Consider the following 17721-nt stretch of genomic DNA (forward strand, 5'->3'; position numbering starts at 1 on the left):
TCCTATAAAAATCTTGCCATTTATTTTATCCTATATAAAGCATCTCAAAAAACAAGTTCCATGCCCAAACGTCTCCTAGTCGTCGAATCTCCCGGAAAAGTCAAAAAACTGAGTCAAATTCTCGGTGCAGATTGGATTGTTCGCGCTAGTTGTGGACATATCCGTGAACTCAGTAACGACGGTGATGATTCACTAGGATTTACAATGGATGGTAATACTGTTCGCTGTAATTATATACCTCGTGACCAACGGGCAAAAGAAACAATTCAACAATTAAAAGCGGCTGTTAGGCAGGTTGATGAAGTTGTTTTAGCTACAGACCCAGACAGGGAAGGAGAAACCATTGCTTGGCATCTTAAAGAAACGTTAGGATTAAGAGACCCAAAACGGGTAGTTTATACTGAGATTACACCATCAGCGGTGCGAAATGCGATCGCTCACCCCAGAAAACTTGACACCAATCTCATCGGTGCAGGATTATGTCGAGATTGTCTTGATAAGTTGGTAGGTTACAAAGGTAGTCCCTTAGTTTGGGCATTAAATAACGGGGCAAAAAGCGTAGGTAGAGTCCAAAGCGCCACATTACACCTAATATGTCAGCGCGAAAGAGAAATTCTGGCTTTTGTTCCCCAAGATTACTGGAGTGTCTGGGTAGATTATCAAGAAGGATTTCGGGCTTTTTATAAAGGTACGGCAAATATTGAGAAAGAAACATCAGAACCGGAAACGGAAACTCATGATGATGCAGCTAGTAACAACCCAGATAAACCCGAATCTAAGCGCGTTCTCTCGGAAGCAGAAGCAAACAGACTAGTTGAAGAAGCAAAACGTCATCCTCATCAAATTATTCACTTAGAAGGGAAACTCGTTTATCGTCAACCCCCTCCACCATTTACTACCTCTACCCTCCAACAAGCTGCCGGTTCAAAGTTGAAATTTTCCCCTGACAAAACCATGCAGGTGGCACAAAAGCTATATGAAGCAGGGTTAATTACATATATGCGAACAGATTCAGTCATGTTGAGTCCTGAATTTTGTGCTAGTGCGCGTCAATGGTTGGAACAAAATGATCCTGAAAATGTGCCTCAGCAAGTAGCCAAGCAGCGTAGTAGTAAAACGGCTCAGGAAGCACATGAAGCTATTCGTCCCACAGATGTTTTTCGTCCTTCGGTGCAATTGCGGGCAGAATTACCTGAAGATGAGTTTAACCTATATGTGATGATTTGGAAAAGAGCGATCGCTTCCCAATGTCGTCCCGCACAACTTCGTAAAACTTTGGTAATTACGAAATCAGGTAATATTTTATGGCAAGCTAGAGGGCAAGTAATTGAATTTTACGGTTATGCAAAATATTGGCTAAATCTGAGCAAAGATGCCGTTTTACCTTTATTACAACAGGGACAAAAACTGAATTTAGCCAAAGCTGGACATGATCAGAAACAAACCCAACCACCACCCAGATATAGTGAACCCAAATTGGTGCAATTAATGGAACGTAAAGGAATTGGTCGTCCTAGCACCTATGCTCCAACAATTGCTACTTTAAAGAAACGCAATTATGTGGATTTGAAAAAAGACAATCTGCAACCCACAAATTTAGGTTTAGAAGTAGATGAATTTCTCCAAAAGGCTTTACCAGATTTATTAGAAGCCGAATTTACTGCTAAAATGGAAGATGCCCTAGATGCAATTTCTGAAGGAAAAAACTCTTGGCAACATTACCTAACTAATTGGAATCAAAGTTATTTTGTTCCTGCACTTTCCAAGGCTAAAACTGTGGTTATCAATTCATCAACTACAGCTAAAAATAATAATTTTGGTGAGCGCAAATATGAAACTTCTAAAACTCGTTGTCCTGAATGTAAGGAGTGTTTAGCTAAAATTCCCAGCAGTAAAGTTAAAAAGAAATACTTCCTCAAATGTGTGAGTGGTTGCGAAAACATTGTTCTATTTTGGAGCGATTTTAGCAAGAAGTGGGAAGCACCAAAAACTAAAACATCTACAAATGAAAATTCTCCCAAACCTTCGGCAAAAATTACTGCATATCCTTGTCCTGTATGCAAGAAGCCTTTGGAAGAATACAGTTATATTAAAGATGGGCAAAATAAAACTATGCTGCGGTGTTCTGGTCAGGATTCATGGAAGGATACAAAACATAAAGATGTGGCTTATTTTCATACTGCAAAGGGATGGTGGAGTCCTAAATTTGGGAATTTGAATGAATTGAACGCAGATAAACGCGGATGAACGCAGATAAGGAAGGATGAATTAATGGGTTTAATTTTTAACTTTCTAAAATATTAGAATCTGTTGCTAAAGTTCGCGCTCCTGTTTGCATCAGTTCAATATCTGCTACAGTCCAATCACGGGAATTTTGACAATGATGTGCTACTAATAGTCCCCATAATCCTCGCGGTATGAGAATTGGTACTACTAAATTGGCGCGAACTTGCATACTGCGAAGAAAATCACGGTGACAATCCTGAATTGGTTCTAATTCTATATCAGCGATCGCTCTAATTCTTCCTTCTAAGTACAAAGCAGCATATTCATGGTTAAAACAATCGCTGGGTCCAGTAGAACCAAGGATCGAATATTCATCAGCACTCAATGATTCAAATGTTACCTGTCCATACCATTGTTCATAGAAATAATACAAGACTACCCGATTAGCCTGAAGTGATTCTCGCAAGTGATTTGTCGTTTGTCGCACTAATTCATCTCGTTCCATTCTGCTAACAAGGCGATTCAGTAATTTTTGTAACCCCTCATCAGGATGATGATTTGAACGATTTTCAAATTCTGGAGAAGAAGGTTTACCTTGAGCGGAGTCGAAAGGAAGTTGCACAGATTTAAAATAATAACTAATTAAACAATTTCAGGTTTCTATAGAAACTTATCAGACATTGTACAGAAAATTATTCTTATTTAATAAAGAAATAATGTAATTTATGAATCTGGTAATTGGTGATTGGTAATTGGGAAGAATGTTTTACCCATTACCTATTACCCATTACCTAACTAACGCCAGCTACACTGGGCAAATTAACTTTTAAGCGTTTCAATATCGCTTCCCGTCCTTGCATTGCCAAAGTATCTTCTAAAGGTGAAAGTTTAATTTCTTGCTGATATTTTAACTTTAACGCGGTTTGAATTAACCAATCGGCTACGAAAGGATTTTTTGGTAATAATGGTCCGTGAGAATAGGTAGCGATCGCATTTTGATAAAATGCTCCTTCTGTTCCATCTTCTCCATTATTCCCCAAGCCATACACCACACGCCCCAAAGCTTCCACTTTTCCTAATGTAGTCCGGCCACCATGATTTTCAAACCCGACTAAATAAGGTTTTGTTCCCGTCATTGCTTCTAGTTCCTGTGCCAATCGAGAAGCTGTTACTTCTATCACCAAATTACCAATACATCTTTTAGTATTTTCACCAGGATGGATGGAAACTAAATCCAAGATTCCTAAACCTTCAATTCTTTGTCCAAAGGCTGGTTCATAATAATTTCCGAGTAATTGGGGCGAACCACAAGTAAAAACTCCCGGCGTACCATGTTCGATTTTATCACGCATTGCCTCCGCTTTTGCCCCTTGTAAATCCCGCATGACAATTTCTTGTTGACGATCCTGTGCGCCCCCACCCACAATCACATCTACTGATTTTATATCCTCTGCGGTAGATTCTTGATCCAAGGGTAAAACAATCACATTATATCCCCGCCATTGGGCGCGACGTTGGATAGTAATCACATTTCCGCGATCGCCGTAGGTACTCATCAACTTAGGATATAGCCAACCAATAATAATTTCCATCGGTTTATAACTTATAAAACCTCTACTATAACGTTAGTAGGGAATAAGTTAAACAGGCTTTTTAGGAATTTTTAATGGTTAGTTATTTTGCCAATGCTGTATTAGCTGCTTTCCAACCATTCATGCTGGGTGGGAAACCTCGCACATTATCATAGCCCAACAAGTGTAAAGACATAACCGCCATTGCGGAACGATAACCAGCGGAACAGTAAACTACTACAGGTTGTTTTTTCGGGATCTTGTCGAGGTTTTGCGCCAAGGTTCGTAGAGGAATATTGATAGCATTACCAATATGACCTGAAGCATACTCAGAAGGCTCTCTGACATCCACCAGAAAAATATGATCTTGTTTCAACAACTGTTGCAACTCTTCCACTTTCCCTACTGTGTAATAGTTTCCAGGTATGGATTTGAGGTAATTATCCACTATTGTTAGCTCTTCAGCATTAGAATTATCTATTACTGCGATTTTCTGCGTTAGTGATAAAGGCAATGCTACTGCTGATAAGTCATAGCTAACAATATAAAACGTACAAATAAATACAAAAATACTTAATAAAAGTACATTTACAAAACGTTGGATTTTCATAAGTGATGATTTGCTAAAGATTTTTCCGGGAAAGTTCCATTATTTTTATCCCCATATTATTGTTGAACAATAATTACTAACCCCACCAAGGTTTTTTACCAGTTCGGGGATCAATTTCCATCCAGGGAGAAATGCGGATATACTCACCTTCCAAGTTAACGCCAACAAGCTTGAGGGGAAGAGGTGCAGGACCTCGTATTACTCTGCCATCAGCATCATAGCGAGAACCATGACAGGGACATTGAAATTGGTTGTCATTGGGATTCCAAGGAAAGGTACAACCCAAATGAGTACAGATATCAACAATTCCCCAAGGATGCAGAGTCCCATCTGATTGGATTGTGAGATAAGTAGGTTCTGTTGCTAAACCTGCAACTAAAGCACGAGTGCCAACGGGTTCAGCTAAAATCTGGCTAGAAGGAATGAGATTTCCATGAATATCCTTGGCGAGGATAGAACCATCTCCACCCACTTCTGTGGGGGCAACAAAGAATTTAGCCGCAGGATACAATACGCTGCCGGCTGTAGTGGCAACAACTGCACCTGTAAGAAAATTGAGTAATTGTCGCCTCGAAATTGAGGGACTTTCTATTTCTAGAGGAAGACTATTTGTCATTATTTTATACCTTTTAGTTTTAGTACAAGTGTTGAGTGGCTTGAAATGATAAATATGATTGTATTGCTGTTACTTATAGCATTCCCATTTAATTCATGAAATCACTCTCAAGGTAGGAAATGGAAAATCAAGAGGACTAGATGTGTGAGGAATTTTTTCTCAAAAAATTAGCTATGGATCAATCCCAGCGATCATGCTATCTTTCTCAGAAAAATTTCCGAATTATTTCGATATATTAATAAATTTCAAGTTTAGTAAACAGACAACATAAATAAAAAAACTCGTGCTAGGTTAAGGGCAGGGTACAAAAAGGTTAAAAGTCAAACCTTAAATCCGAACTTTTCATTAGAGTTTGTGCCTCCTGCTCTAGTGTCTCGGCAATCAATTTTAGATTTTAGCTTCCTGTCAAAGTTTTTTCGCCTAAAACTCACCAAATTGTTATTGGAGGTGTTGAACTCACAGCCAGAAGTGTCTGCCCATTAGAAATAAGGGAAGCGTAACTTAAATCGAATTTAATTGATTGCTTGTCCAGTCCACTCCTATATTTTTGTATTGAACCACAACCTAATCGAGAAACCGCTGTAAGCTGCTGATAATCCTTCGTAGCTTGTAGCGGTTTCTGATGTATATACTAAAAACAAAAAAACAGGTATTGTGAATGAATCAAAAAAATATATTCTCCGTCAATAGAGATATCAGCTATTTACCTGTTTCTAACAAAGGTTATATTTATGTCATTAAAATCACTGCGGGTTTTATTGTTGAGTAGTCTGGGCTGTTCCTTATTTCTTGGTAATCCTGTAGCTTTTGCTCAAGTTGTTGTTCCTACAGAGTCATCAGGTTCATCTACTACAGTACCATCAGGTTCATCAACCACTATGCCAACTTCCACCACAGTTGACAGTAGCGCCAGGTTTAGTTGTCAGTCTAACAATGGACAGTTTACAGTCATGTATCAGCCCCAAAGTCAACCAGGACAATACTTTGCTTGGGCTGCACCTCAGAATTTAGGCGGTGGTTGGGATGCTCAAAAACGTTGTCAGGCGATCGCCACCCGTTTAGAATCATATCGCCCCGATGGATTACAAGAACTGCAAATAGCGGTAGAAAATAGCGAAAATATTATCTGTGTCACCACCGAATCCCAACCCAGTTGTCGAATTGTCTTAACAGTCCCTCGTGGTAAAGATCCCTATACTATTCGGAATAGTGTATTCCAAAACCTCACTAATGCCGATGGTGGACAACAAACCATTGCTGTTAATACCTACACTAATCGTAACAGAGGTAATAACAATAGCTTATACAGTCTAGGACAAACGCTTTTAGGTGGTAGCAAGAATCAAGTTACTTCTACTAAAGCTGGAATTAATTTGAAACCATTCCTTGATCCTAAAGATGGTGGTACAGGCGGAAAATTGAGAAATGGAGTCGCAATTAAGGGTAATACCACACGCCAAAGTCCTAGTCGCCTAAATCCAGGCAGATTTCGTTAATTAGAATTCCGGGCAACCACAGGGGGTTGACATCCGATTTCGGGCAACCACAGGGGGTTTGCCCCTACAATATTTTTGTGATTATATTTACCTTTTTAGAGAAACTAAATTTACCCTTTATATAATTTTGTCCTGTATTAACTTATTAGGTGTTGTAATTATTTCTCAGGATTGATTTTTGAAGATTAGTTAGTAAGTGAAGAATACGCAATAACCGCAATGACTGGTTATCTAATTTAGGCTGCTAATTCGTCATAATGCCCCATTTCCTAGAAAGTAAGTTCGATATGACAAATTTATTAATTTATGGTACGTTGGTACGATAATATCCAAATATCAACACTCTGACTACTTAAATTCCCAAAAATCAACTTTTGGTGATTGGCAAATAATTAGTATTTAAATACTACACTGAAACCAATGCAGAGTAAATTTGTCATAAATTGTATAATTTAACCAAAATATAACTTGGTGACAATCTAGTTCTACTATCTTTTTAAGAGAAATTAACAATGGTGACAAACCTGATTACAAGTAATATGAATCAAGTTCTACAATTGGGCGATCGCATCCTCCAGTCCACAGAGGTTTTATCATTATTGTCGGAATACCAGCTATTACCGCTATTAATTAAGGAAATACTCATTGATCAAGCGATCGCAGAAATTGTCTGTACCCCAGAGGAAGAACAACTAGCCTGTGAACAATTAGCCCAACAATATCAGGGACTAGAACCACAGAGCGAAAGTTTCCAAAAATTGCAGATCATGGCGGTACGACAATTAAAACTGGAAAAGTTCAAAGAGGAAACCTGGGGAGGGGATTTAAACTCCTACTTTTTCCAACGGAAAAGCCAGTTAGATAGGGTGATTTATTCCCTAATTACCACCTCAGAAATTGGTATCGCTCAAGAAATCTACTTCCGTATTCAAGAGGGTGAACAATCTTTTGCGGAATTAGCACGGGAATATGCCCAAGGCCCAGAATCCCAAACAGATGGCTTAGTCGGACCCATAGATTTACAATCCCTCCATCCCACATTGGTGAATATCCTCTCCAAAAGTCAACCACAACAACTATCACCACCAACTCAAATCAATAACGTGATAGTAATTGTTCGATTAGAAAAAATACTACCAGCCCAACTAGATCGTTCCATGCGACAGCGGTTACTAAATGAACGATTTAATCAGTGGTTACAAACACAAATGACAGAAAAAAAATGTCAGATTCAGACCATGTAAATCGCCAAATATCAACCTTTTCGCCAATATAAAGTGAAATAAATAACTCAATCAATATGACTTATACTCAGAGTACCTTTGAAGAATTCATTGCCAGTCTTGAAGGATTTGATCAATTATCAGACGAAGAAATTAACAACCTCTTATCATCACAAATTCTTCAGCCTTTACGTTATCGAATAGGGCAAAAAATTATTGGTAAAGAACAACTACCAGAAAGGATCTCCATTCTTTATCAAGGTAACGTCAGACTATTGGGATATAATCCCCAAAACCAACTACCAATTACCTTAAAATTGCTGCAACCAGGGGCAACAATTGGCGAAATTTCTTGGTTACGTGAATTGCCTTGTGAAACAGCGATCGCTTCCACTGAAGTCATCTGTTTAACCTGGAAAGCCGCAGATTATTTGCAATTTATCAACCGCAATCCAGCCTTTGCTAAAGCTCGTCAAAACCAAAGTCACCTCATTGAAATCTTTGATATTTTGAGTTCACAAGTAGCACAAAAAGCTTTAGTCAATCACAACCTCAAAGAGATTACCCAACAGGCTCAATTAGCAGCAAAAATTCATTATTTATCACCAGGAAAAACCGCTTTAAGAGAATTAGACAGCGATCGCGTATGGTTTGTTAGTGGTCGTAGTTCCCTCCCCAATTTTCCACCCAATTCTCGCCTAGAAACCGACGTAATTGAAGTTAAAGATAACGTTCCTCTCCGCTTATTGGGAATTAATCCTCAAGACCTATCATTACTTGATGGTGTCACCATTGAATCAGAAACATTAGAAACTATATCAGATAGCAGAGTAGATTCAGAAATTCCCTACGCCCAAGAACCAGAATTTGTTCCTCCCACCACATCAAACAAGCAATTTAAAAATCAAAACTATCCATTTTTCCGGGGACAAGGGGAATTAGATGCCACTCTAGCTTGTTTTCAAATGCTATCCAAGCATTTAGAAATGCCCTTTCGGAAAGAAGTAGTCCGGCGAATTTTAAACGACCAAATTAAGCGTCAAGGTAGTATATCTTTTCAAGTTTGCGCTTATTTATCAGAACTAATTGGACTTAAATCTCAGCTAGTTGATGTTCCCGCTGTTTCTATCAATCGCATTCCCACACCAGCATTAATTCGCTATCGTGACAGTTTTGCTGTCCTCTATGCAGTAGATGGAAAAACAGTAGTTTTGGGTTTACCATCTCAAGGCATTATCAACTGCCAAATTAATCAACTGGTAGAAGAATTAGAAACCGATGACGCTAATCTGCAACCACAAGTTAGAGTTCTATTACTGAGCGCAACCAAAGAAACACCCAAAGAACGCTTTGGTTTATCTTGGTTTGTTCCTTACTTATCACGTTACCGCCGGGTACTGATAGAAGTATTTATTGCTTCCTTCTTCGTTCAATTAGCTGCCCTCGCTAATCCTCTAGTTATTCAGCTAATCATTGATAAAGTCATCGTCCAGAATAGTATTAGTACCCTGAATATTTTAGGGGTATTACTATTAGCAGTGGGTGTGTTTGAAGCAGTATTAACCACCTTGCGGACTTACTTATTTGTAGATACCACCAACCGCATTGACATGAGTTTGGGGTCACAAATTATTGACCACTTACTGCGCTTACCACTACGCTATTTTGATAAACGCCCAGTTGGTGAATTATCAACCAGAATTAATGAATTAGAAAATATTCGTCAGTTTCTCACCGGTACGGCGTTAACAGTAGTCTTAGATGCCCTATTTTCCGTCGTTTATATAGTTGTCATGCTGTTTTACAGTTGGCAACTAACTCTCGTCGGATTAGGGACAATTCCTCTGTTTGTGGTAGTGACATTAATTGCTGCTCCTACAGTCAGTAGACAATTAAGAACTAAAGCTGAACGGAATGCCGAAACTCAATCTTATTTGGTTGAGGTTATGTCAGGTATTCAAACAGTTAAAGCCCAAAATATTGAATTACGCTCCCGGTTTTCTTGGCAAAAGAAATACGCTAAGTTTGTCGCCGCCGGTTTTAAAACTGTTCTCACTTCCACATTAGCTAATTCAACCAGTCAGTTTCTCAGTAAACTTAGCAGTTTATTAGTTTTATGGGTGGGAGCTTATTTAGTTTTGCAAGGAGAATTAACATTAGGAGAATTAATTGCCTTTCGGATTATTTCTAGTTACGTTACTACCCCGATTTTACGCTTGGCACAAATCTGGCAAAACTTCCAAGAAACTGGGTTATCTCTAGAACGATTAAGTGATATTGTGGACACACCACAAGAAGCAGAAATAGATCGGAATAATATTCCCCTTCCTGCTATTAGCGGTGCTGTTAAATATGAAAACGTTTCCTTCCGATTTGCTGCCAGTGGACCACTACAACTCAGCAATGTCAGCGTCGAATTTGCCGCAGGTAAATTTGTGGGCATTGTCGGACAAAGTGGTTCAGGGAAAAGTACAATGATGAAATTACTGCTCAGACTTTATGACACAGAATCTGGCAGAATTTTAGTTGATGGTTACGACATTGCCAAAGTCGAACTTTATTCACTACGGCGGCAAATTGGTGTAGTTCCCCAAGATACCCTCTTATTTGATGGCACAGTGCAAGAAAATATTGCTTTAACTAATCCTGATGCCACAACAGAAGAAATTATTGAAGCTGCTCAAATTGCCGTTGCCCATGAATTTATTATGACCTTGCCAAATGGTTATAATACAAGAGTTGGAGAACGGGGATCAGCCCTTTCTGGTGGACAAAGACAGAGAATTGCGATCGCTCGTTCTGTATTACAAAGACCTAAAATCCTAGTTTTAGACGAAGCCACCAGCGCCCTAGATTATCCCACAGAAAGGCAAATTTGTCTGAACTTAGCTCGCGCCTTTAAAGGTAATACAGTCTTCTTCATTACCCACCGTTTAAATACTGTTAGTAATGCCGATACTATCGTCGTCATGGATAATAGTAGAATGATAGAACAAGGCAGTCATCAAGAACTCATGGCAGCTAAAGGTCATTATTTCTATCTTTATCAACAACAGGAAGTAAACTTGTAATTCGTTCGTTCTTAGTTATCAGTTGTCAGTTGTTCCTATAAAATTCAACTGATAACTAATTAAAGATAAAATTACACACCATTAAATATTCAATCTAAAATCCAAAATCTGAAATTATTATGACTCAACTTAATGGTAGTTACACCAACGGAAATGGTAACGGCAACGGAAATGGTAAAGGATCTTATAGAGATGCACAAGTCTTAACACCTCCAAAACCCGCTCCTAAACAGCCAAAACCTGACCTCAATTTCGACAACTTCGAGCAATCTGTAGTTCTCCGCCAATCTCCAATTTGGTCACGAACCATCATGATTACTCTCATGGGATTGGCTTGTTTTGGAATTATCTGGGCTTGTTTAGCGAAAATTGAGCAAGTAGTTCCTGCCACAGGACAATTAAAACCAGAAGGAACAGTTAAAGACGTACAAGCTCCCATCAATGGAGTTGTAAAATCACTGTATGTCAAAGATGGTAAAGAGGTAAAACCAGGAGATTTATTATTAACTTTTGATTCCATTGCTACCCTAGCTGAATTAAATTCATTGAATAAAATTCGGATAGCTTTAATTCAAGAAAACAATATCTATCGTCGTTTAATGGGAGCAAGTACAGGAATAGATGCTGAAATAGCATTTTTACGCAGTAAACTCCCCGGAGAATCGGCTTTTCTGCTCAAAAGTCGCTCCTCCTTAGTAGCAGAAAATGAATTATTACGTTCTCAATTAAGAAATTTACCAGGAGCAGCAGGTACAGGAATTGATGAACAACAACTATTAGCAGTTGCAAAAACAGAATTAGCATCTCGCTCCAAAGCCGCAGATTTGGAAGTTGAAAAAACCCGAAAACAACTTTCTCAAACTAGATTTAGACTGCAAGATACTAAAAATGGTTTAGCAATTCAAAGTCAGATTTTAGGTAGTCTTAAAACCTTAGCGGAAGAAGGTGGTATTTCTAAACTGCAATATCTGAATCAGCAACAACAGGTACAAACTCTTTCCGCAGAAATATCACAATTGCAGGAAGAAGAAAAACGGCTACAATTTGAGATTGATAAGGGAAAAGAGCAATTAACTAATACAGTTGCTAGTTCTGATAAAATTATTTTGGAAAAAATCGGTGCTAACAAACAACGGATTGCGGAAATTGATAGTCAATTCATGAAGATTATTCTAGACAATGAACAGCGTTTAGCAGATATTAATAGTAAAATCTCCCAAACACAATTAAACGTTAAATATCAAGAACTTCGCGCTCCTGTAGGAGGTGTAATTTTTGATCTTCAAGCTAAAAATCCGGGTTTTGTTGCCAATTCCACCCAAAAGCTACTGCAAATCGTCCCTAAAGATAACCTCATAGCCGAAGTTTTCATCACCAATAAAGATATTGGTTTTGTTAGGAAAGGTATGAATGTAGATGTGAGAATTGACTCTTTTCCCTTTAGTGAATTTGGTGATATTAAGGGTAAAGTAATTAGTATTGGTTCAGATGCTTTACCTCCCGACCAAAACCATCAATTTTACAGGTTTCCAGCCAAAATCAAGTTAGATAGACAACAATTAAGTCTCACCAATCAAGAGAGAAAGATATCTTTACAATCGGGTATGTCTATTACCGCTAATATCAAAGTCCGTGAAGAACGGACAGTCATGAGTTTATTTACGGAAATGTTTACCAAGCAAATTGAGAGCTTAAACGAAGTCCGTTAGGGATTTTTAAAAGACTTAACCTAGAAGTGTAGGGGTTTAGGTTTAGAGGATTTTTTAAAAGTCCTTATTTATGTATCAAGAACTTTTAGATATCCCTAAATCCCCCTTTTTAAAGAGGGTTAGGGGGATCTGTAAGTGCCTATGTTAAGTAAGTTAACAGATTCTGAAATTGGCTCGTAGTTAGGGCTTTAGCCCTACTTTCAGGTCTAAAGACCTTACTACAAACCTTTAATTATTTACGTTACTCTACTTATATAGAAACTAAGCGACGTAGGGATTCAGCCCGACGTTTAGCAACAGCGTTATTGGGTGCTAATTTGAGTGTTGCTTCATACATTTCTAAAGCTTGAGCATTCAATTTTTTCTTTTCGTAAGCGTGTCCGAGATTATTTAGGGCTGATACATAGTCTGGGTTCAATTTTATGGCTTCTTTGTATTGACGAATTGCTAAGTCATATTGCTCTTGAGCAAAGTAAACATATCCCAATCCGTTGTAAATAGGAGCAATAGATTCTTCTCCCTCTTCTTCGGCTGCTTTGAGAGATTTTTGGAATAGGGGTATGGCTTGACTAAATACTTTTTTTTCTGAATAGATACTAGCTAATTCATAATATTCTTGAGCCGTACCTTTTTCTTTAGTTAATTTGTTTTTTAACTTATTCAAGGAGCTTTCAAGTTTTCGGGTTTTGAATACTTGACGAAAAACATTCACTCCGGCAAATGCCAGTAAAACAACAAAAAGTGACAGATAAATGATGACTAAATTGCTATCCATTTTCTACAAATACAAATTATTAAAATACTCTATCTATTATCAGTTATTAGGTTGTATATTTCTCACTAAATTACTACAATCCCCAGTATTCTATCCGCTCTTTTAGCCAACCTGTAACCGTGTAACGAGCGATCGCTTCATTCACGTTACGTCTTAATTCATCATATTGTAATCCTTTTGGCATCACTACAGATAGCGGTTCTGCTGATAATTTAGTTGACAGTATGCGATATTGGGGATGTGCTTGCACCCAACCACTAAGAATACTAATATCTGCTGCAAAACCATCTACCTGATTACTTTCTATTTTTTCCCACCCTTGAGCATAAGAATTTACGCTGACCAACTCAGCAGAGGGTGTAAAATATTTTAGGTATCCAATTGTGCTGGAGTAGTTGAGAACAGCTATTTTCCGTTTGTTGACATCTTTTAAGGCTTGAATAGCTGTATTTTTTGTAACTATTCCTGCTCCGTCATAATAGTAAGGAACACTGAAGCTAACGATGCGAGAACGTGATTCTGTGGCTGTGACTCCAGCGATCGCTAAATCAACTTGCTGATTAAATACTAATGGTAAGCGATCGCTATTAGCTACTGGTTGCAACTTCACAGCATCAGCTTTACCCAACAAATCCCTAGCCAAACGGTTAGCTAAATCAATCTCTAACCCTTGTAAAGTACCCTTTTCATCCCTAAAACCTAAAGGGCGAAGATTATCCTTAACTGCCATATTTAAATAGCCTCGTTGCTGAATTTCCGCCATTGTCGCGGCAGATGCAGTTAAGTTTCCATTGATAAAATACAGACAAAAAATCAAAAAAAGGGTAGCGGATAATACCAGATGTAACTTATTCATAATTGCTCTGCGTTTTACTCCAATTAAAAATACCAAAAAGTTTCTTGATTTTTAATTTTCAATTCTCCGAAGTGCCATCCGTTACATCCGTTATTCATCCGTTGCCACCTTTATCCGTTAACCGAGTTAGCCAGTTCCGCAATTTTAGCGAAGCTTGCAGGATCAAGAATTGCCAATTGTGCCAACATTTTGCGGTTTAGTTCCACATTGGCCTTTTTCAAATTACCAATCAAACGGCTGTAGCTTAAACCGTGTTGTCTAGAAGCTGCATTAATCCGCGCTATCCATAGACGGCGAAAATCACGCTTCTTCTTTTTGCGATCGCGGTAAGCACTGCGAAGCGCCTTCATTACTTGTTGGTTAGCGGTTCTAAACAAAGTTGAGTGAGAACCACGAAAACCTTTAGCTAATTTGAGAATTTTATTGCGGCGTTTACGAGCTACATTACCGCGTTTTACCCGAGTCATATCTTATTACCTGTGATCTTTTACAAATATGGAAGCATTAAACGTACGTTAGGTTCGTCTCGTTCATGAACAACTGCCATTTTTGACATATCGTTCTTTTTACTAGAGGATTTATGCTCTAATAAGTGGTTTTTGAAAGGTTTGCGGCGGACAATTTTACCGCTACCGGTGGCGCGGAATCTCTTCGCCGCAGCCTTGCGAGTCTTTAGTTTAGGCATGGGATGGCTTTAATTCAACACAATCTATTATTATATATGAGAAAAGGCAAATTGTATGCCCCATCAGCAAGATCGCCAAAAATTCCCAGGACATAACCATCATATTCAGATATTAAATCGTTATAAAAAATAGAAATGAGATCACAAACCCAGATATGAAGCCTGTTGTACAGCTAAATGAGAAAATTTTGTTTTATGTTTGTTCATTACAGAAGCCGTCTAGACTGCATAAATGTTAGGATTGCCACAGAGTGAGAATCGCGTAAGAGAAGGAAAAAAAACTGAATGGCAGAATTTGAAAAGTCAATATCCTTTGATGGACGGGATATTCGACTGACGGTTGGCCTACTAGCCCCCCAAGCAGGTGGGTCGGTTTTGATACAATCAGGAGATACAACTGTTTTAGTAACGGCTACAAGGTCAGCAGCGCGGGAAGGCATTGATTTTTTGCCACTGACCGTAGATTACGAAGAAAGATTGTACGCAGCAGGAAGAATTCCTGGGGGAATTATGCGCCGGGAAGGTCGTCCACCGGAAAAGGCAATTCTTGCCAGTCGTCTGATTGACCGTCCACTCCGTCCTTTATTCCCTTCATGGTTGCGGGATGATTTGCAAGTTGTAGCAATAACCATGTCAATGGATGAGCAAGTCCCCCCTGATGTGTTAGCAGTCACAGGTGCTTCAATTGCTACTCTCATTGCCCAAATTCCTTTTAATGGACCAATGGCCGCAGTGCGAGTAGGCTTGGTTGGTGATGATTTTATTATTAACCCCACCTACGCAGAAATTGAAGCGGGCGATTTGGATTTAATCGTTGCCGGTTCTCCAGATGGGGTAATCATGGTGGAAGCGGGTGCAAATCAGTTGCCAGAGCGAGATATTATTGAAGCGATTGATTTTGGCTACGAAGCGGTTCGGGATTTAATTCAAGCCCAGTTAGATTTGCTGGATGAATTAGGTCTAAAACTGGTGCAAGAAGAACCACCCGAAGTAGATAAGACATTAGAAAACTATATCCGCGATCGCGCCAGTGATGAGATCAAAAAAATCTTGGCGCAATTTGAGTTAACTAAAACTGATCGTGATATTGCTTTAGATGCAGTTAAAGATAGTATTTCGGCTGAAATCAAAGCTTTACCAGAAGAAGACCCCATTCGCATCGCTGCCACATCCGACTCCAAAGCTCTTGGTAATACATTCAAAAGCATTACCAAATATTTCATGCGTCTGCAAATCATTGAAGATAACGTGCGCGTAGATGGTCGTAAACTTGATGAAGTCCGTCCTATCTCTTGTCGAGTTGGTATTATACCCAAACGAGTGCATGGTAGCGGCTTATTTAACCGGGGACTGACTCAGGTACTATCAATGTGTACCCTTGGTACTCCTGGAGATGCCCAAAATCTCAACGACGACTTGCAACTAGAACAAACCAAACGTTACCTGCATCACTATAACTTCCCTCCCTTCTCCGTCGGCGAAACCAAGCCATTACGCGCCCCTGGGAGACGAGAAATCGGACATGGTGCATTAGCAGAACGGGCATTGTTACCTGTACTACCACCAAAAGACAAGTTCCCCTACGTAATTCGCGTCGTTTCGGAAGTGCTTTCTTCCAACGGTTCAACTTCAATGGGTTCAGTTTGTGGTTCTAGTTTATCCCTCATGGATGCAGGTGTACCCATTACCAAACCAGTGAGCGGTGCGGCAATGGGCTTGATTAAGGAAGGGGACGAAGTGCGAATCCTTACCGATATTCAAGGCATTGAAGACTTTTTGGGTGACATGGACTTCAAAGTTGCCGGTACAGATACTGGGATTACAGCTTTGCAAATGGATATGAAAATATCTGGTTTGTCTTTAGAAGTCATTGCCCAAGCCGTCAACCAAGCCAAACCTGCCCGGTTACACATTCTGGAAAAAATGCTCCAGACGATTGATACACACAGGGAAGAAACTTCACCCTTTGCCCCACGTCTGCTAACAATTAAGATTGATCCTGACATGATTGGTCTGGTTATTGGACCTGGTGGTAAAACCATTAAAGGTATCACTGAAGAAACTGGTGCAAAAATTGACATCCAAGATGATGGTACTGTCACCATTTCCGCAGTTGATGAAAACCGAGCTAAGAGAGCGCGGAACATCGTTCAGGGCATGACTCGTAAACTCCATGAAGGGGATGTTTATATCGGTCGTGTGACACGGGTTATACCCATTGGTGCTTTTGTGGAGTTCTTGCCCGGTAAAGAAGGCATGATTCACATTTCTCAACTTGCTGACTATCGCGTTGGTAAGGTTGAAGATGAAGTAGCTGTTGGTGATGAGGTGATTGTCAAAGTGCGAGAAATTGACAATAAGGGTCGAATTAATCTAACACGCTTAGGTATTCACCCAGATCAAGCCGCAGCAGCACGGGAAGCAGCAGCAGTAAACAATTAAATCGCTGGCTGGATTTTAGATTTTAGATTACGGACAAATCGCAAATCTAAAATCCGCGATGCCTTGCTAGTAGGCATCGTTACGGTGATTTTGGTAGTAAGTTAGTTATATAAAACCAATACAAAAAAAGCTAACAACCAATTTGGCAACAGGTAAGTTTATGTCGTAATTAGGGTTTGCTTAAAAAGTTGTCTGTGAGGGCTAGGAGTCAGGAGTCAGGAGGAAGAATTAGAAGAAGAGAAGAATAGTATTGAATCTGGTAAAGTGATAGGTTTTTGCTAATTTCAACCCTTATTCCTTGCACTTGATTCACCCCTTTCACCTTCAAACTTTTGATATATCTCAGTTCTAGGTTTATTCAGCAGACCCTAATTATCAAGAGGTAAAAATTATGGTAACAGTATCAATATCGAAGCGATCCGCAGGAATCTCGCAACTCAA

14 protein-coding genes are annotated in these 17721 nt (G+C 39.2%); 6 read left to right on the forward strand and 8 right to left on the reverse strand.

Annotated elements, in window-relative coordinates; all coding sequences use genetic code 11:
* Nucleotides 1-60: 60 nt before the first annotated feature.
* Complete coding sequence (gene topA, locus FJR05_RS13225; RefSeq protein WP_168644541.1) at nucleotides 61-2247, forward strand: type I DNA topoisomerase; 2187 nt, start codon at nucleotides 61-63, stop codon at nucleotides 2245-2247.
* A 37-nt stretch (nucleotides 2248-2284) separates the two neighbouring features.
* Here the strand turns inward: topA and FJR05_RS13230 are convergent, their stop codons facing one another.
* The 4 genes from FJR05_RS13230 to petC form a co-directional block, all read right to left on the reverse strand.
* Nucleotides 2285-2848, reverse strand: coding sequence for a GAF domain-containing protein (locus FJR05_RS13230; RefSeq protein WP_168644542.1), 564 nt, complete (start codon nucleotides 2846-2848; stop codon nucleotides 2285-2287).
* A gap of 169 nt (nucleotides 2849-3017) precedes the next feature.
* Nucleotides 3018-3818 (reverse strand): type 1 glutamine amidotransferase, encoded by an 801-nt coding sequence (locus FJR05_RS13235; protein ID WP_174783691.1) that lies wholly within the window; start codon nucleotides 3816-3818, stop codon nucleotides 3018-3020.
* 82 nt (nucleotides 3819-3900) lie between these two features.
* Nucleotides 3901-4407 (reverse strand): rhodanese-like domain-containing protein, encoded by a 507-nt coding sequence (locus FJR05_RS13240; RefSeq protein WP_168644543.1) that lies wholly within the window; start codon nucleotides 4405-4407, stop codon nucleotides 3901-3903.
* 76 nt (nucleotides 4408-4483) lie between these two features.
* Nucleotides 4484-5023: a cytochrome b6-f complex iron-sulfur subunit gene (petC, locus tag FJR05_RS13245; RefSeq protein WP_168644544.1), complete on the reverse strand. Its 540-nt coding sequence runs from the start codon at nucleotides 5021-5023 to the stop codon at nucleotides 4484-4486.
* 731 nt (nucleotides 5024-5754) lie between these two features.
* Between petC and FJR05_RS13250 the strand changes: the two genes are divergently transcribed.
* The 4 genes from FJR05_RS13250 to FJR05_RS13265 all read left to right on the forward strand — a co-directional run bounded on the left by FJR05_RS13250 (nucleotide 5755) and on the right by FJR05_RS13265 (nucleotide 12522).
* Complete coding sequence (locus FJR05_RS13250; RefSeq protein WP_168644545.1) at nucleotides 5755-6519, forward strand: COP23 domain-containing protein; 765 nt, start codon at nucleotides 5755-5757, stop codon at nucleotides 6517-6519.
* A gap of 539 nt (nucleotides 6520-7058) precedes the next feature.
* Nucleotides 7059-7763: a peptidylprolyl isomerase gene (locus FJR05_RS13255; protein ID WP_168644563.1), complete on the forward strand. Its 705-nt coding sequence runs from the start codon at nucleotides 7059-7061 to the stop codon at nucleotides 7761-7763.
* Nucleotides 7764-7819: 56 nt separating this feature from the next.
* Complete coding sequence (locus FJR05_RS13260; RefSeq protein ID WP_168644546.1) at nucleotides 7820-10813, forward strand: peptidase domain-containing ABC transporter; 2994 nt, start codon at nucleotides 7820-7822, stop codon at nucleotides 10811-10813.
* Nucleotides 10814-10932: 119 nt separating this feature from the next.
* The gene (locus tag FJR05_RS13265) at nucleotides 10933-12522 is read left to right on the forward strand and encodes an HlyD family efflux transporter periplasmic adaptor subunit (protein ID WP_168644547.1); all 1590 of its coding nucleotides are present in this window, start codon (nucleotides 10933-10935) and stop codon (nucleotides 12520-12522) included.
* 250 nt (nucleotides 12523-12772) lie between these two features.
* Here FJR05_RS13265 and FJR05_RS13270 read toward each other — a convergent pair whose 3' ends face one another.
* From FJR05_RS13270 to rpmI, 4 genes are all read right to left on the reverse strand, one after another.
* On the reverse strand, nucleotides 12773-13297 hold the full coding sequence (locus FJR05_RS13270; RefSeq protein ID WP_168644548.1) for a tetratricopeptide repeat protein: 525 nt from the start codon (nucleotides 13295-13297) through the stop codon (nucleotides 12773-12775).
* 73 nt (nucleotides 13298-13370) lie between these two features.
* A complete protein-coding gene (locus FJR05_RS13275; protein WP_168644549.1) occupies nucleotides 13371-14153 on the reverse strand; it encodes a transporter substrate-binding domain-containing protein in 783 nt (260 codons plus the stop codon).
* Nucleotides 14154-14263: 110 nt separating this feature from the next.
* Nucleotides 14264-14620 (reverse strand): 50S ribosomal protein L20, encoded by a 357-nt coding sequence (gene rplT / locus FJR05_RS13280; protein ID WP_015079973.1) that lies wholly within the window; start codon nucleotides 14618-14620, stop codon nucleotides 14264-14266.
* 20 nt (nucleotides 14621-14640) lie between these two features.
* The gene (rpmI, locus tag FJR05_RS13285; RefSeq protein ID WP_168644550.1) at nucleotides 14641-14838 is read right to left on the reverse strand and encodes a 50S ribosomal protein L35; all 198 of its coding nucleotides are present in this window, start codon (nucleotides 14836-14838) and stop codon (nucleotides 14641-14643) included.
* A 285-nt stretch (nucleotides 14839-15123) separates the two neighbouring features.
* Here rpmI and FJR05_RS13290 point away from each other — a divergent pair, with 285 nt between their 5' ends.
* A complete protein-coding gene (locus FJR05_RS13290; RefSeq protein WP_168644551.1) occupies nucleotides 15124-17280 on the forward strand; it encodes a polyribonucleotide nucleotidyltransferase in 2157 nt (718 codons plus the stop codon).
* Nucleotides 17281-17721 lie beyond the last annotated feature (441 nt).

This window comes from Dolichospermum sp. UHCC 0259 (assembly GCF_009711935.1).
Lineage (GTDB): Bacteria > Cyanobacteriota > Cyanobacteriia > Cyanobacteriales > Nostocaceae > Dolichospermum.

What these genes read in the sequence shown, in the direction of transcription:
- FJR05_RS13275 (WP_168644549.1), bottom strand. Translation starts at nt 14,153, where the DNA reads ATGAATAAGTTACATCTGGTATTATCCGCTACCCTTTTTTTGATTTTT.
- topA (WP_168644541.1), top strand. Translation starts at nt 61, where the DNA reads ATGCCCAAACGTCTCCTAGTCGTCGAATCTCCCGGAAAAGTCAAAAAA.
- rplT (WP_015079973.1), bottom strand. Translation starts at nt 14,620, where the DNA reads ATGACTCGGGTAAAACGCGGTAATGTAGCTCGTAAACGCCGCAATAAA.
- petC (WP_168644544.1), bottom strand. Translation starts at nt 5,023, where the DNA reads ATGACAAATAGTCTTCCTCTAGAAATAGAAAGTCCCTCAATTTCGAGG.
- FJR05_RS13270 (WP_168644548.1), bottom strand. Translation starts at nt 13,297, where the DNA reads ATGGATAGCAATTTAGTCATCATTTATCTGTCACTTTTTGTTGTTTTA.
- FJR05_RS13265 (WP_168644547.1), top strand. Translation starts at nt 10,933, where the DNA reads ATGACTCAACTTAATGGTAGTTACACCAACGGAAATGGTAACGGCAAC.
- FJR05_RS13290 (WP_168644551.1), top strand. Translation starts at nt 15,124, where the DNA reads ATGGCAGAATTTGAAAAGTCAATATCCTTTGATGGACGGGATATTCGA.
- FJR05_RS13250 (WP_168644545.1), top strand. Translation starts at nt 5,755, where the DNA reads ATGTCATTAAAATCACTGCGGGTTTTATTGTTGAGTAGTCTGGGCTGT.
- FJR05_RS13240 (WP_168644543.1), bottom strand. Translation starts at nt 4,407, where the DNA reads ATGAAAATCCAACGTTTTGTAAATGTACTTTTATTAAGTATTTTTGTA.
- FJR05_RS13235 (WP_174783691.1), bottom strand. Translation starts at nt 3,818, where the DNA reads ATGGAAATTATTATTGGTTGGCTATATCCTAAGTTGATGAGTACCTAC.
- FJR05_RS13260 (WP_168644546.1), top strand. Translation starts at nt 7,820, where the DNA reads ATGACTTATACTCAGAGTACCTTTGAAGAATTCATTGCCAGTCTTGAA.
- FJR05_RS13255 (WP_168644563.1), top strand. Translation starts at nt 7,059, where the DNA reads ATGAATCAAGTTCTACAATTGGGCGATCGCATCCTCCAGTCCACAGAG.
- rpmI (WP_168644550.1), bottom strand. Translation starts at nt 14,838, where the DNA reads ATGCCTAAACTAAAGACTCGCAAGGCTGCGGCGAAGAGATTCCGCGCC.